Annotated in this window: 12 protein-coding genes; 5 read left to right on the forward strand and 7 right to left on the reverse strand. The window is 69.6% G+C overall.

What is annotated here, in order from left to right; all coding sequences use genetic code 11:
- Positions 1 to 34 precede the first annotated feature (34 nt).
- From VKA29_RS02075 to VKA29_RS02105, 7 genes are all read right to left on the reverse strand, one after another.
- On the reverse strand, positions 35 to 1,546 hold the full coding sequence (locus VKA29_RS02075; RefSeq protein WP_324783370.1) for a multicopper oxidase family protein: 1,512 nt from the start codon (positions 1,544 to 1,546) through the stop codon (positions 35 to 37).
- Between the two features lie 103 nt (positions 1,547 to 1,649).
- Positions 1,650 to 2,504, reverse strand: a complete 855-nt coding sequence (locus VKA29_RS02080) for an NAD(P)H-binding protein (protein ID WP_324783371.1) — start codon at positions 2,502 to 2,504, stop codon at positions 1,650 to 1,652.
- Between the two features lie 66 nt (positions 2,505 to 2,570).
- Positions 2,571 to 4,031, reverse strand: a complete 1,461-nt coding sequence (locus tag VKA29_RS02085; protein ID WP_324783372.1) for an FAD-dependent oxidoreductase — start codon at positions 4,029 to 4,031, stop codon at positions 2,571 to 2,573.
- 185 nt (positions 4,032 to 4,216) lie between these two features.
- Complete coding sequence (locus tag VKA29_RS02090; protein WP_324783373.1) at positions 4,217 to 5,380, reverse strand: hypothetical protein; 1,164 nt, start codon at positions 5,378 to 5,380, stop codon at positions 4,217 to 4,219.
- Between the two features lie 41 nt (positions 5,381 to 5,421).
- Entirely contained in the window at positions 5,422 to 6,429 is a 1,008-nt protein-coding gene (locus VKA29_RS02095) for a TIGR03560 family F420-dependent LLM class oxidoreductase (protein WP_324783374.1), read from the reverse strand.
- 15 nt (positions 6,430 to 6,444) lie between these two features.
- Positions 6,445 to 7,551, reverse strand: coding sequence for a cytochrome P450 (locus tag VKA29_RS02100; protein ID WP_324783375.1), 1,107 nt, complete (start codon positions 7,549 to 7,551; stop codon positions 6,445 to 6,447).
- 277 nt (positions 7,552 to 7,828) lie between these two features.
- On the reverse strand, positions 7,829 to 8,533 hold the full coding sequence (locus tag VKA29_RS02105; RefSeq protein ID WP_324783376.1) for a TetR/AcrR family transcriptional regulator: 705 nt from the start codon (positions 8,531 to 8,533) through the stop codon (positions 7,829 to 7,831).
- A 230-nt stretch (positions 8,534 to 8,763) separates the two neighbouring features.
- On the opposite strand from VKA29_RS02105, the gene VKA29_RS02110 reads away from it, so the two are divergent.
- The 5 genes from VKA29_RS02110 to VKA29_RS02130 all read left to right on the forward strand — a co-directional run bounded on the left by VKA29_RS02110 (position 8,764) and on the right by VKA29_RS02130 (position 14,783).
- Entirely contained in the window at positions 8,764 to 10,227 is a 1,464-nt protein-coding gene (locus VKA29_RS02110) for an MFS transporter (RefSeq protein WP_324783377.1), read from the forward strand.
- A 368-nt stretch (positions 10,228 to 10,595) separates the two neighbouring features.
- A complete protein-coding gene (locus VKA29_RS02115) occupies positions 10,596 to 11,399 on the forward strand; it encodes a response regulator transcription factor (protein ID WP_324783378.1) in 804 nt (267 codons plus the stop codon).
- A 254-nt stretch (positions 11,400 to 11,653) separates the two neighbouring features.
- Entirely contained in the window at positions 11,654 to 12,325 is a 672-nt protein-coding gene (locus tag VKA29_RS02120) for a TcmI family type II polyketide cyclase (RefSeq protein WP_324783379.1), read from the forward strand.
- Positions 12,322 to 13,593: a beta-ketoacyl-[acyl-carrier-protein] synthase family protein gene (locus VKA29_RS02125; RefSeq protein WP_324783380.1), complete on the forward strand. Its 1,272-nt coding sequence runs from the start codon at positions 12,322 to 12,324 to the stop codon at positions 13,591 to 13,593. The genes VKA29_RS02120 and VKA29_RS02125 overlap by 4 nt, the downstream gene beginning before the upstream one ends.
- Complete coding sequence (locus VKA29_RS02130) at positions 13,590 to 14,783, forward strand: ketosynthase chain-length factor (RefSeq protein WP_324783381.1); 1,194 nt, start codon at positions 13,590 to 13,592, stop codon at positions 14,781 to 14,783. Before VKA29_RS02125 ends, VKA29_RS02130 begins: the two co-directional genes overlap by 4 nt.
- Positions 14,784 to 14,794 lie beyond the last annotated feature (11 nt).

The following is a 14,794-nucleotide window of genomic DNA, read 5'->3' on the forward strand; positions in this document are numbered from 1 at the left end:
GTGCTCCGCGACGGCGGGTCCCGGGCGGCACGGCTCACCGGGGGTGGGAGCGGTGTCGGCGGGATTCGCTCCGGGCCGTGGTGGCGGTCCTGCTGACGCGGAAGTTCCCCATCATGCCCATCACCGCGTGATCGAGCATGTGGCAGTGGTAAACGTACGTGCCCTCGTAGCCCGTGAAGGTCGCCTGCAGTCTGACCGTCTCCCCTGGTCTGAGGGTCACGGTGTCCTTCAGCCCGCTCTCCGGTCCGGAGGTGACAGGCTTGCCGTCGCGCTCCAGCACGCGGAACTGCACCAGGTGGATGTGGAAGTTGTGCGGCGTGTAGACGTTGGCGTTGCGGACGGTCCAGATCTCCGTGGCGCCGTACTCGATCTCGGTGTCGATCCGGTTCATGTCGTAGGCCTTGCCGTTGATGAACGCGTCCATGGTCGCGCCGGTCTCGTCCATGCTCAGCACGAAGTCGCGATTGACCGTGGCGCTGCCCAGGGCGGGCAGCGTGCGCAGGGTGGAGGGCACGCTGCTGGTGTCCTCGGCGGGACCGGTGACCCGGAACTGCAGCACCCTGCCGACCTGGTCGGCGGGGTCGCCGGGCAGCAGCCCGCCGGCGTTGCCGAGGATCAGCGTGGCGCCGGCCGCGTACCGGGAGAAGTCGACGACGATGTCGGCGCGCTCACCGGGGGCGAGGAACACCGAGGCCGTGTCGAACGGTCTCTCCAGCAGCCCGCCGTCGGAGCCGATCTGCTGGAAGGCCGAGCCGTCGGACAACTGCAGCAGGTAGAACCGCAGGTTGGACGTGTTGAACAGCCGGAAGCGGTACTTGCGGGCGGCGACCTCGAAGTACGGCCAGGCCCTGCCGTTGGCGAGCAGCACCTGGCGGTTCTTGAAGTCGCCCATGCTGTAGACGAGTTGGCCGCTGTCGTCGAAGCGTGCGTCCCGCAGCGCGATCGGCACGTCGTACTTGCCCGACGGCAGGTCCAGATTCCGCTCCACGTCGTCGGTGAGCAGGTAGAGGCCGGTCAGCCCCCGGTAGACGGTCTCCGACTCCTGGTGGTGGGCGTGGTCGTGGAACCACAGGTTCGCGTGCGGCTGCTTGTTGGGGTACGTGTAGGTCTTCGACCCGCCGCCCGGCGCGATGAGGTCCATGGGGGAGCCGTCACTGCTCTGGGGCACGTGGCCGCCGTGCAGGTGGATCGAGGTCGGCACGCTCAGCCGGTTGGTCTGCCTGACCACGACGCGCCGGCCGGAGACCGCGTGGATGACGGGACCGGTGAAGTTCCCGTTGAAGGTACGGACCCGGGTCAGCCGGCCGGGCAGGATCTCCGCGTCCGCTTCCTCGATGCTCATGTCGTAGTAGCTGGTCATGCCCGAGCGGCACACCGGTCGCAGGACCCCGGGCACCGGCATCGCCCGCTGGAACTGCGGGACGGTGGTCGGGTCCAGCTCTGTGGCCTGCGCGGAGCCGGCCACGGCGGGCCCCAGCAGGCCCGCACCACCGAGGGCGCCGGTCAGAGCCGCCCCCGTCCTGAGGACGGTTCTGCGGTGGATCATGTCTTCTCCCCGTGGAGTGTCGCGTGTGATGGAAGATCGAAGACCGCAGGAGAAGGAGCCCCACACTTCCGTGTGCGGCTCCTTCGTGCCGGGGGCCGGACCGTCAGGCAGCGGTGAAGGCCGGACGGTGTTCCGAGGCCCAGTCGGCGAAGGTCGCGGGCGCTCGGCCGGTGATCCGGGCGACCGTGTCCGTCACCGGGGCGGCGGTGCCGACCGAGGCGGCGTACATGGCGAGGAGCGAGTCGACGAGGCCGGGCACCGCGAAGGCGCCGTACTGCTCCTCCAGCTGGGCCCGGGCGGCATCGCCGGCCAGGTCGACGACGGTCACCGGACGCCCGATCGCCGCCGCGATCAGTTCAGCCTGCCGGCGTTGCGTCATCGACTCCGGGCCGGTGAGGTCGTACGTCGCGCCCTCGTGGCCGCCGGACAGCAGGGCCTGGACGGCGACCGCCGCGATGTCGCGCTCGTGGATCGGGGAGACCGTGCTCTCGGCGTACGGGATGCGGACCTCACCGCTCTCGCGGATCGCGGGAGCCCACTGCAGGGTGTTGCTCGCGAACGAGCCGGGCCGCAGCACCGTCCAGGCGAGACCGCTGTGCCGCACCGCCTGTTCGACCGACAGGTGCATCAGCCCGATCGGGTTGACGCTCTCACCGGGCCCGCTCACCGCGCCGGACGACAGCAGCACCACGTGCCGGACCCCGGATGCCCCGGCGAGGTCCAGGAACCCCGCGACACCGGACGGGCTGGGGAACAGGAAGAGCTTCTGCACGCCCGACAACGCGTCGCCGAACGAGCCGGGGTCGTCCAGGTCCCCGGCGCGCACGTCGACGTCGGCGGCCAGTTCGGCGGTCTTGGGGTTCCGGGAGGTGGCCCGCACCGGGGCACCGGCCGCGAGCAGCAGCTCGACGACCCTGCGGCCGACGTTACCGGTCGCGCCGGTCACCAGAATGGTCATGAGGTGGATCTCCTGTGTGGGGGGAAGGGAGTGCGCGAGGCCGGCGCCGGGCCGCCGGCCGTGGGGTCAGGCCCGGGGCGCGCCGAACCAGCGGTGGAGCGCCTGCGTGAGCGGTGCGCCGGGCGCCCAGCAGATGTAGCCGTCGGGGCGCACGAGAACGGCTTCGGCGGCGAGGCCGGGGAGTTCCGGTACCTCCACGGCGTCCACCCGGCCCGTCCAGGGCGCCGCCTCGGCGACGAGTTCCGTCCGCGTGGTCAGCAGGACGCCGTGCCCCTGGTGGAACAGTTCACTCGCCCAGCGGCCGTCCGGCAGGGCGAAGTCGGGGAGCCGGGCGCCGACGGGTTCGTCGCCCCCGAGGTCGTAGCGGATGGCGAGCCCGGAGATCGCCCCGCCGAGCAGACGGTTGGCCTCCGGCAGCTCGATCAGCTGGGTGAAGATCTCCCGCAGCGCGTCGTGCTCGATGCCCTTCTGGCCGAGGGCCACCTGGGCGCGGGTGTTGGTGAGGACGGCGGCGCCCACCGGGCGGCGTTCGCCGTGGTAGGTGTCGAGCAGTTCTTCGGGGGCCCGGCCGGCGATCACGGCGGCCAGTTTCCAGCCCAGGTTCATCGCGTCCTGGACGCCGGTGTTGAGCCCTTGTCCGCCGAGCGGCAGGTGCACGTGCGCCGCGTCGCCCGCGAGGAAGGCCCGTCCGACGCGGTAGTGCTCGGCGAGGCGTGAGGCGTCACTGAACCGGGAGGCCCAGCGCACCTCCTTGACCTCCGTGTCCGAGCCGTAGAACTCCTGGATCGCGGCGATGACCTCGTCCTCCGGCACCTTGGCGCGCTGGTCGCCGATCACCTGGTCGGCGATGCTGTAGAAGATCCGGTGGACGCTGTCCGACTCCTTGCCGATCGGGAAGATGTTCGCGAACGACCCGTCCGGGCGCATCCGGGGCGATCCCTTGGTGTCCCAGGTGGTCGCGATTCCCTCGCCGGTGACGCCCAGCACGACGTCGGCGACGGTGCCGAACCACCGCGCGTCCAGGCCGGGGAACCCGACCCCGAGCTCCTTGCGGACGAAGCTGCGGCCGCCGTCGCAGCCCGCCAGATAGCGCGCCTCGAGCCACTTCCCGCCGGCCTGGACGCGGACCCGGTCCTCGTCCTGCTCGATGCCGGTGACCTCCGAGTTCCACTGGGTCCGCACCCCCAGGGCCGCGAGGTGCTCCTCCAGCACCTTCTCGACCTCGGCCTGCGGAATGGCGACCTGGTACGGGTAGCGGGAGTTCCAGCCGTCCAAGGTCAGCGGCACGGGCAGGTGCGCGAAGTGGGTGGTCTCCAGCCGCGCCCTGGCCTGCTCCTCCGCGCCGTCGAGCATTCCGCGCAGGGCCAGCATCTCCGCGGTGCGGGGGTGGAGGTTCAGGGCCCGGCTCTCGCCGGTCCGGGCGGGGCCCTTGTCGAGCAGAGTCACACGGGCGCCGGCCAGTGCCAGCTCGTGGGCCAGTGTCAGACCGGTGGGTCCGGCGCCCACCACGATCACGTCAGCGTCCATCAGGGGTTCCTCTCCGCCTTCCGGTTCCGAACAACGTTCTAGCAGTGAACACTGTTTTCTACAAGTACGGCGTTCTCTGGAGGCTGGGGGAATCGATCGCCTTCCCCCGTGCCCCGTGAGGACGCTGAAGGGCGCCACGGCGGCTGTCGCGCCGCCGCGCTGCTACGCCGCTCGCGGCGGGTGGGTCACCAGGTGTGGGTCGGGGCGATGCCCCACGCGTCCAGCTCCGCCTCGACCAGCCCGTGTCCGACCGAGACGCCGGCGGACTGGAAGCCGACGGACACCGTCGCGCCGGCCCTGAGAACGAAACAGTTCATCCTGCCGGGCGGCCCTCCGGCGCCCGACACCGTACGGAAGAGGACCCCCAGGGCGGGGCCGAAGACGTCCCTGGCCTCCGGCAGCATCTCGCCGGCGTTGGACAGCGCGGCGTCGGTCTGCGGATAGCCGGTGAGGTGCCGACCGACCACCTCGGCGTACACCGACTTGCTCAGCCGGCGGATGTGCGCCAGGTCGGTGTAGCGCCCGCGCAGGCCGTCCAGCCGCAGTGTGCCGATCCCGACCATGTTGGAGGACTCCAGGTCGTCGGGCCGCCGGAAGCTGACGGGCAGCCCGACCGTGAACGGCCGGCCCTCCTCGGTGGTGCCGCGCGCCGCACGCAGGATGTTCGCGGTCATGGCGAGCATCAGCCCCGTAACGCTGCCCCCGCCGCTTTCCGCCGCCCGCTCGGCCTCGGCGGCCGGCACGGTGAAGGCGAGCCGGGAGCGAACGGGCGCCGCGCCTCCTGCCTGCGGTGAACGCCCGAGCAGCATCCGGACGGCGGTGGCGGGCACCTCGGAGGCCTTGCCACGCAGCCGGGACAGCGCCAGCCGGGAGTACGTCCGCAGGCCTTCCGTCACCACGTCGGTGAGGTCGTCGACCAGCGACGGCTGCCTGGAGCACCGCTGCCGAGCGGTCTCCCGGGCCGCGAGTGTGGCCGCGCCGATGAGACCCTGGCCGTCGGTCAGCGCGTGCGAGCCCACCAGGGACACCACTGAGGTGCCGTCGGCTACCTGCGCCGCGCTCAGTTCCCAGCCGCGGCCCGCATGGGCGTCGAGATCGCCCCGGCAGGCGGCGTCGGCCCAGTCCATCACCTCCTCCGCGGCGACCGTCCGGGGCGAGACACGCAGGGGCGAGCAGTCGGTGTGCCGCTCCCAGACCGGACGGGCCAGCGGCAGCCGCGCCGCCCGCATCCGGCGGTTCAACGGCCCCTGGGCCAGATTGGCGTGGAACTTCCGCAACGCTTCGGGGGTCGTCCGGCCCTGTACCCGCCAGAGCAGCTGCACCGGCGGGTCGATCCTCAGTTGTCGCATCAACACATCGCCACCAGTGAAGCGTTGCGATCCGGCCATGGTCATGTCGCCTTCCCCGCCTCCGGCGCGAGCCCGACCAGTGGGGCCAGCGTGCGCCCGGCCAGCGCGATGGCGTCCGGATCGTGCGCGTTGGCGAGCATGTTGACCATGAGCCCGTCGACGCCGTGGCACAGCACCCGCTCCTGGAGCCGCTCGGTGACCTCGGCCGGAGTGCCGACGAAGAAACGGTCGGTCGCCGCGGCCCGCTCGGAGTCCGTCAGCTCCGCCACGTTCACGCCCGACCTGACCAGGGTCTCCTCCAGCAGCCCGCGGGCCCGCTCACCGTCTTCGTCGATGATCAGCGGCGTGGCGAAGCTGGTCTCCAGCGTCGCCGGATCCCGGCCGGCCTCGGCGCACCGCGCCCGCACCGCGGCCATCTTCCGCGGCAGCTCCGAAGTGGTGCAGATGATGTTGAGGTGGTCGGCGTGCCGGGCGGCGAAGGCGAACGTCTTCTTCTCGCCCCCGCCTCCGATCAGCAGCGGCAGGTCGTCCCGGAGCCGGGGCTCGTTGATGGCGCCCTCGGCGCGGAACCAGTGCCCCTCGGCCCGCGGCCGCGCCCCGCGAAGCATCGGGACGACGATGCCGAGCGCCTCCTCGAACCGGCCGAAACGCTCGGCGACCGTGCCGAACTCGTAGCCGTACTCGCGGTGTTCCTGCTCGTGCCAGCCGGCGCCGACGCCGAGCACGGCGCGCCCCTGACTGATCACGTCAAGCGTGGTGACCATCTTGGCCAGCAGGGCGGGATTGCGGTAGCCGATGCCGGTCACCATGGTCGACAGCTGCAGGCGGTCGGTGGCGGCCGCCAGCGCCGCGAGCAGGGTGTACGCCTCGAGCATCGGGCCGTCGGGCGGTCCGATCAGCGGCGGCTGGTAGAAGTGGTCCATCGTCGTGACCAGGTCGAACCGGGCGTCCTCCGCTGCCCGCACCTGGGCGACCAGTGCGGGGAAGAGGCCGGTGACCGTCTCCGTGTGATGGAAGTACGGGATGTGGTAGCCGAGACGTATGCTCACGTGCTGGTCCTCCTCCTACCAGGTGACGGGAAGTTCCACGGGGCCGAAGAACTGGCCGAAGTACTTGTAGGACAAGTCGCCGGGTTCCGTGGTGAGCCGCAGGTCCGGGACGCGGTGGAAGAGACGGTCGAGGATCACCTGGAGTTCGGCGCGCACGATGTTCTGACCGAGGCACTGGTGCGCCCCGTAGCCGAACGCGACATGCCGGGTGTCCGGGGTGCGTCCGGCGTCGAAGCGGTCCGGGTCGGGGAAGGCGTCGGCGTCACGGTTCGCCGGCAGGGTGGGAATGATGACCCCGTCGCCCGCGCGGATGAGGACGCCGCCGATCTCCACGTCCTCCAGCGCCAGCCTGAGCGGCCCGGTGTCGGTGATCGACAGGAAGCGCAGGAGTTCCTCGACCACAGCGGGGGTGCGGCCCGGGTCGGCCGTGATCACCTTCAGCTGCTCCGGGTCGGACAGCAGGGTGAGCACCGACAGCGAGATCATCGCAGCGCTGGAGGCGTGTCCGGCGATCTGCAGCAGCTGCACCAGGCTGGCGAGTTCGAAACGGTCGGCGGCGCCGCCGTGCTCCTGACGGGACCGCTCGATCTGACGGCTGAGGAAGTCGTCGGCCGGATCCTCCTCCTTGGCCGCGATGACCCTGTCGAGATGGGCGTGCAGAGCTTCGGCGGCGGCCCGCTGCTCCTGCTCCGTCCGGGCCTCGCGCAGCATCTTCTCGGTGTTGCGCTCGATGGTGTCGAGGTCGTGCGCCGAAACGCCCAGGAACGCCTCGAGCACCAGGGTGGGCACGGGGCCGGCGAGGTGCGCCACGAGATCGACCGGCCGCTCCGGCCGTTCCAGCATCCGGTCGATCGCGGTGTCGACGATGCGCTGGATCCGCGGCTTCATGGCGTTGATCCTGCGCACGGAGAACTCGCCGAGGACCGCGCGACGGGCCCGGGAGTGCTCCGGACCGTCCATGTTCACAAGGAACGGCGAGAAATAGCTCAGTGCCTTGAGTCCGCCGGGAGACAGTTCGGGAAATCCCGGCCGAAGTTTCTCGGAGCTGAAACGGGCGTCGGAAAGCACCGCCCGGGCGTCCTCGTTCTTGGTGATGAGCCAGGCAGGGCGCCCGTCGGACATGCGGACCTGGTGTACCCGGCCGCCTGCCCCGTCCAGTTTCCGATACGTCTCCGGAACACTGAACGGGCAGGTACGAAATATGGGAAACTCTGGGGGAGCTCCGGCTGCGATCTCATTCATGACAATTCCCTTGGGTAAGCCGAGGGGGATGCATGAACGCTAGCGCGGCATTTTTTCCATGCGGGTCAGACCAAAGTCAGCTCTTTGTCAATTCCCGGACCTGGAAACTGCAGGGAATCGGCGACACGAAATGCCCGGGCACGGATTGCGGCTGCAGTCAGTCCGTGACGAAAGCCGCGAGCCCGGAGATCAGCATGTTCAGGCCCAGCTCGAACCTGCCGTCGCTGTCGGTGTCCAGCATGACGTCCACGTTGCCGGCGATGGACGGGAACTGCCCCGCGGGCAGTGAGGCGAAGTAGTCGCGGACCGGGTCGATCCAGTTGTCCAGGTCCTTGTGCGCCAGGCGCCAGCCCTCGTAGACGTCGGCCGTCGTGTAGAGGGTGAGCCGGTGCAGCGCCCAAGCCGCGGTCTTCGCCGGGACGCCCACGTTCAGCAGCACCGACAGCAGCCGCTCGGTGATGGCCACACCGATGGCGGTGGGCGGGAAGGCGGCGAAATTGTAGAGGGCGATGTCGCCATGGGCGGACAGCACGCGCTGCATCTTCGTGTAGTACGCCTTGAGGTCCGCGTCCCACCGTCCGGTGACCTCCGGGACGCCGACCTCCTTCATCACGGCCTCGAGCACCAGGAGCAGCAACTCCTCACGGTTGCGCACGTGCGCGTACAGGCTGGAGGCGACCACACCCAGGTCACCGGCGATCCGGCGCATCGTGACCGCGGCGCTGCCCTCCTGATCGACGACCGCGAGCGCGGCGGCGACGATCCGGTCCGCCGTGAGCGGAGCGCGTGGGGGAGCCTCGGTTTTCCGGCGCACCTCCCATGGCGGGAGGGGCACATCGGTGGGGTTCGGCTTCTGACGCATCACGGAGACCTTACCGGTGGAGAAGCGCCGAGGGGCGCGGGGGCGGATCGGGGCGGGCGGGCACTGATTCGGGTTGACCGCGAACACCATTCTACCGTAGAACAGTGTTCGTTGGTGGTTAAGCGTTCGATGACTGGAAACAGCGTTCTCAGATCGTACGACGTTCATCGCACACGCATCGCTGCGCCGCCGGCGGCACCGTGAACCGTCCCGACCCCCAGGAGGTCAGCATGTCCACTACCGAGGCGCCGCGGTCCGAGGCCTTACCGGAAGGTTCCCCGGTCTCTGCGCGGCGGGCATGGGCGGCGGTCGGCGTCATCCTGGTCGGCTCGATCATGGATCTGCTCGATTCGCTGGTCACGACCATCGCCGGACCGACGATCACGCGCGACATGGGCGGCTCGCAGGAGTTCATCCAGTGGCTCGCGGCCGGGTACACCATCGCCATGGCCGCCGGACTGCTCATCGGCGGGCGGCTCGGGGACAAGTACGGGCGCAAGAACCTGTTCCTGATCGGCCTGGCCGGCTTCACCGTGACCTCGCTGATCTCAGCGCTGGCGACCAACCCGGAGACCCTGATCACCGCCCGGGTCCTGCAGGGTCTGCTGGGCGCGCTGATGGTGCCGCAGGCGCTCGGCGTCGTCCGGAGCGTCTTCCCGCCGGACAAGGTCGGCATGGCCTTCGGCGTGACCGGGCCCGTGATGGCGCTGGCCGGTGTGGCCGGGCCGATCATGGCGGGCTGGCTGGTGGACGCGGACTACTTCGGCTGGGGCTGGCGGATGATCTTCGCTGTCAACGTCCCGGTCGGTGTTCTCGCCCTGGTGGCCGGGCTCGCCCTGCTGCCCAGGTCGCAGGGGCAGCGGGACCTCCAGATCGACATCGTGGGGGCGCTGATCGCCGCGACCGGGATGGCCGCCGTGGTCTTCTCACTCGTACAGGGCCGCGAGCTGGGCTGGCCCTGGTGGGTGTTCGTACTGCTGGCCGCGGGCGTGGCCGCTCTCGCCGGCTTCGTCCGCCACCAGTACCACCGGGCGCACAAGAGCCTGCCGACGCTCGTCGTCCCCTCGCTGTTCGGGAAGAAGGCCTTCGTCTCCGGACTGTTCATCGGCGTCCTCTTCTTCAGCGTGATGATGGGCGGCGCGCTGCTGTTCAGCCTCTTCTTCCAGCTCGGTCTCGGGATGAGCCCGCTCAAGGCGGGACTCGCCACGATGGCGCAGGCGGCGGGCATGCTTCTCGGGTTCGGCTTCTCCCAGGCGCTCGGCATGGCGCGACGGACCATGTACATCGGGTTCGCCGCCTCCGCGGCCGGTCTGCTGGCCGCGCTCGGCACGATCGCCGTGCAGGACGATCCGGTGAACGCCTGGTGGCTCTCGCCCGCACTCGCGGTGCTCGGTATCGGTTCCGGGCTCGCCATCGCCCCCTTCTTCGACATCGTGCTCTCAGGCGTCGACGAGGAGGAGACCGGCTCGGCCTCGGGCACCCTGACCTCCGCCCAGCAGGTGGGCAACGCGCTCGGTGTCTCCGTGCTCGGCACGATCTTCTTCTCCGTCCTGAACCGGCGGCGTGGAGAGGGGGCGTCGGCCTTCACGACGGCGACCTCGACAGCCCTCCTGGTGACCGTCGTACTCGTCGTGGGCGCCGCGCTGTGCACCCGGTGGCTGCCCGAGCGGGCGGTACGGCACGTGGATGTGTGACGGCATTGCCTTCACATTGATTGAACGTGCGGACAGTTCTCGCGACGGCGAGGTATCCGATGCATTGATTCCCGCCAGGATGAATGGATCCGGCCATGGAGCAGACTTCCCTGTGACATTTGACGCTTCATGATCGATATCCCTGCTGTCCGGATGTCCGCGTGCTAGCGTGGCAAGCGGCGTGCCTCGGGGTCCGTTTCGGACATCCGGACAGGAATCCCATACGCCAGGACGTCAGAGTACGTGCCGGTTCGCCGCGGCCGGCAATGAAGCCACCGCGAGCCCCGACCGGCAGATCCAGATTTTCGTGCGCAATGAAAGCGTCAGGATATCTCCTGTCGCACATCCACATTCATGGGGGTAGATGGATGGAACAGCGTGCTGAGATATCGGAAAGCGACATACTCACAACTGCTGTCGGAGGGCTCGACCAGCAGCAGAACCGAGGCGGCGTCGGCGTACTGCCGACGCGCCCTCTCCCGGTCACGTTCCCGGAGTTCGACACCTGGCAGGTGCTCCTGGTCGAGAGCGAGCAGCAGCGGCGGGCGCCGCTCAGCCAGGCACTGGGCCGGCATGTGCACCAGGTGAGCTGCGTCGACACGGGCGCCGAGGCACTCGAGGTCTACGACCAGGCGGACGTGGTACTGCTGGGCCCCGACCTGCCCGACATCGACGGGCTGGAGGTGTGCCGGGCGATCCGTGCCACCTGCGACATCCCGATCATCGTGATCACGGACCGCACGTCCGAGCTGGACTGCGTACTGGCCCTGCAGGCCGGCGCGGACGACTACGTGGCCAAACCGTACGGATTCCGGGAACTGATGGCCCGGATGGACGCGGTGATGCGACGGGCGACTCCGCGCCGGCAGGGCGAGCACGTCATCGAGCACGGCCGGCTACGGATCGACACACTCACCCGCGAAGTGCAGTTGCACAACCGGATGATCCCGATGAGCCGCAAGGAATTCGACTTGCTCCATCTGCTCGCGGTCAATCCCGACAGTGTGGTCTCCCGCGAGCACATCATGCGCCAGATCTGGGAGAACTCCTGGTCGCGCCGCACGGTCGACACCCACGTCAGCAGCATCCGCCAGAAGCTCGGCGGGAAATCCTGGATTCTCACCGTGCGCGGCATCGGCTTCCGCATCGGGCGGGACGTGGCCATGTCATAACAAAGTAAACGGCAAGAAAAATTCCCGCCTGGCCGTTGCCCCAGCTCGCCGAGCTGGGGCAACGGCCTTTTCGTACCCTGAGCTGCCCGTCTGACGTTCCTCTGACATGGCGCTGAATCGGACGTGTGGAAACCTTGCTCTTTCCCTCCACCGGAAATGTAGATCTCATGAAGTGGGTTGTATTGAGACTGCGACTGCCCTCGGTCAACAATTACCGGGTAATCCGATGCACGGAAGAGAACGGGAGGCAGAGCATGTTCACCGTGGTGAGCGTGGGCAGACTGAACGGTGATTACAGCAGTGAGATATCCGAGATCTTCGCCGACTTCGATGCGGTTACCGCACCCCGGATATCCGGCCTGAAGCGTCGGCAGCTCTACTCTTACTACGACGTCTTCGTCCATATTCAGGACTTCACCGGAGAGAACACCGGCGCGGCGGCCGAGGAAGCGGCGAAGGAATTCCGGGTGGCAGGAATGCGCGGGCGACTGGCACCGCTGGTCTCGGCCTACGATCCGGCCAGGGGCGACGACCGCGCTGTCACCTTCTACCACTGGGAGGGCGAACCGCCGGTGGGCAAGGAGACCGGCCTCCACAGCACGGTGATCGTGAACCGGGTCGCCGACGAGGTCATTCCCGAAGTGGGACGGCTCTTCGGCGAACTGGACGCCACCGACTTTCCGTACCGGATGGGCACCCGGCGCCGGCAACTGTTCGCGTACCAGGGCGTGTACTTCCACATCCAGGACTTCCCGCGCGAGAACGGCACGGCCGTCATCGACCAGGCGTGGAAGGAGGCCGACCCGCGGTTCGTGAAGATCTGCGCGGACCTGGACCCGCTGGTGAAGAAGTACGCCCCGGAGCGCTGGCGTTCCACGGCCGACCAGATCGCCACCCGCTTCTACCACTGGGAGGCCGCGGAATGACCGCGCGACGAGTCGTCATCACCGGCGTCGAGGTCATCGCCCCCGGCGGGGTCGGCGCCCGGAAGTTCTGGGAACTGCTGACCGAGGGACGCACCGCGACCCGCGGCATCACCTTCTTCGACCCCTCCCCGTTCCGCTCCCGGGTGGCCGCCGAGGTCGACTTCGACCCGTATGCGCACGGCCTGACCCCGCAGGAGGTCCGGCGGACGGACCGGGCCGCCCAGTTCGCGTTGGTCGCCGCTCGCGGCGCCGTCGCCGACAGCGGCCTGGCCCTCGACGCGCTCGACCCCTACCGGACAGGCGTCACCGTCGGTACCGCCGTCGGCTCCACCACGTGCCTCGACGAGGACTACCGGATCGTCAGCGACGACGGCCGCCTCGACCTGGTCGACCATGCCTACGCCGACCCGCACTTCTACAACTACTTCGTGCCGAGCTCCTTCGCGGCCGAGGTCGCCCGCACGGTCGGCGCGCAGGGACCGAGCAGCGTCGTGTCGGCGGGCTGCACCTCCGGGCTCGACTCGGTCGGCTACGCAGCCGAGCTGATCCGCGAGGGCACGGCCGACGTCATGGTCGCCGGTGCCACCGATGCTCCGATCTCGCCGATCACCCTCGCCTGCTTCGACGCCATCAAGGCCACCACGCCACGCAACGACGACCCCGAGCACGCCTCCAGGCCCTTCGACGGCACCCGCAACGGGTTCGTGCTCGGCGAGGGTGCCGCGATGTTCGTCCTTGAGGAACTCGAGAGCGCGCGGCGCCGAGGCGCCCGTGTCTACGCGGAGATCGCGGGATACGCCACTCGGAGCAACGCGTACCACATGACGGGCCTGCGCGCCGACGGCGCGGAAATGGCCGAGGCGATCACCGTCGCCCTCGACGAGGCCCGGATGAACCCCACGGACATCGACTACATCAACGCGCACGGCTCGGGGACCAAGCAGAACGACCGCCACGAGACCGCCGCGTTCAAGCGGAGCCTGGGCGACCACGCGTACCGCACACCGGTGAGCTCCATCAAGTCCATGGTGGGGCACTCGCTGGGCGCGATCGGGTCCGTCGAGATCGCCGCGTCGATCCTCGCGATCCGGAACAACGTCGTACCGCCCACGGCGAACCTGCACATCCCCGACCCCGAATGCGACCTGGACTACGTGCCGCTCACCGCCCGCGATCAGCTCATCGACGCCGTCCTCACGGTCGGCAGCGGCTTCGGAGGGTTCCAGAGCGCCATGGTGCTGGCCCAGCCCGAAAGGAGTGCGGCGTGACGGCCTCAGTGGTGGTGACCGGTCTGGGCGTGGCGGCACCCAACGGGTGCGGCGGGCAGGACTTCTGGAACGCCACTCTCGCCGGCAAGAGCGGCATCGGCCCGCTCACCCGATTCGACGCCTCCGGGTACCCGGCGCGGCTCGCCGGTGAGATCGGCGACTTCACGGCCGAGGGGCAGCTGCCCAGCCGGCTGATGCCGCAGACCGACCGGGTCACCCGGCTCTCCCTCGTCACGGCGGACCGGGCGCTCGCCGACGCCGGCGTGCGGTCGGCCGAACTGCCCGCGTTCAGCATGGGCGTGAGCACCGCGAGTTCCGCGGGCGGGTTCGAGTTCAGCCAGCAGGAACTGAAGAACCTGTGGAGCAAGGGCAGCCAGTACGTCAGCGCGTACCAGTCGTTCGCCTGGTTCTACGCGGTCAACACCGGTCAGATCTCCATCCGGCACGGCATGAAGGGCCCCAGCGGAGTGGTCGTCACGGACCAGGCCGGTGGCCTGGACGCGGTGGCCCAGGGCAGGCGCCAGATCCGCAAGGGCACCTCCCTCGTCGTCGCCGGCGCCGTGGACGCTCTGCTGTGTCCCTGGGGGTGGTCGGGACTGCTCACCAGCGGCCGCCTCAGCACGGCCGAGGAGCCGACCCACGCCTACCTGCCCTTCGACGACCGGGCCGCCGGACATGTGGCCGGTGAGGGCGGCGCCCTGCTCATCATGGAGTCGGGTGACTCCGCGAGGGCCCGCGGCGCCGAGGTGTACGGCGAGATCGCCGGGTACGCCGCCACCTTCGACGGACGCGAACCCGGCCTGCGCAAGGCCGTGGAACCCGCCCTCGCCGATGCGGGCACGACCGCCGCCGACGTGGACGTGGTCTTCGCCGACGCGGCGGCCGAGCCGGATCTCGACCGCGTCGAGGCCGAGACGATCGTCGGGGTCTTCGGGCCGCACGGCGTACCGGTCACCGCGCCGAAGACGATGACGGGACGGCTGTACGCCGGGGGCGCGGCGCTCGATCTCGCCACGGCCTTCCTCGCCCTGCGTGAGGACACGATCCCGCCGACGGTCAACACCGAGCCTGCCGAACACCACGGCCTGGACCTGGTCGTGTCCCAGCCGCGCGCCGCCCGCCTGCGCACCGCGCTCGTCCTCGCCCGGGGCCACGGCGGCTTCAACTCCGCCATGGTCGTGCGCTCCTGAGCGCCACCCCG

The sequence above is a fragment of the Streptomyces sp. H51 genome (genome assembly GCF_035656535.1).
GTDB lineage: Bacteria > Actinomycetota > Actinomycetes > Streptomycetales > Streptomycetaceae > Streptomyces.

Excerpts from the sequence above, each read along its gene's own strand:
- VKA29_RS02100 (WP_324783375.1), bottom strand. The coding sequence starts at position 7,551 with ATGTCCGACGGGCGCCCTGCCTGGCTCATCACCAAGAACGAGGACGCC.
- VKA29_RS02090 (WP_324783373.1), bottom strand. The coding sequence starts at position 5,380 with ATGCGACAACTGAGGATCGACCCGCCGGTGCAGCTGCTCTGGCGGGTA.
- VKA29_RS02115 (WP_324783378.1), top strand. The coding sequence starts at position 10,596 with ATGGAACAGCGTGCTGAGATATCGGAAAGCGACATACTCACAACTGCT.
- VKA29_RS02080 (WP_324783371.1), bottom strand. The coding sequence starts at position 2,504 with ATGACCATTCTGGTGACCGGCGCGACCGGTAACGTCGGCCGCAGGGTC.
- VKA29_RS02110 (WP_324783377.1), top strand. The coding sequence starts at position 8,764 with ATGTCCACTACCGAGGCGCCGCGGTCCGAGGCCTTACCGGAAGGTTCC.
- VKA29_RS02085 (WP_324783372.1), bottom strand. The coding sequence starts at position 4,031 with ATGGACGCTGACGTGATCGTGGTGGGCGCCGGACCCACCGGTCTGACA.
- VKA29_RS02125 (WP_324783380.1), top strand. The coding sequence starts at position 12,322 with ATGACCGCGCGACGAGTCGTCATCACCGGCGTCGAGGTCATCGCCCCC.
- VKA29_RS02120 (WP_324783379.1), top strand. The coding sequence starts at position 11,654 with ATGTTCACCGTGGTGAGCGTGGGCAGACTGAACGGTGATTACAGCAGT.
- VKA29_RS02075 (WP_324783370.1), bottom strand. The coding sequence starts at position 1,546 with ATGATCCACCGCAGAACCGTCCTCAGGACGGGGGCGGCTCTGACCGGC.
- VKA29_RS02105 (WP_324783376.1), bottom strand. The coding sequence starts at position 8,533 with ATGCGTCAGAAGCCGAACCCCACCGATGTGCCCCTCCCGCCATGGGAG.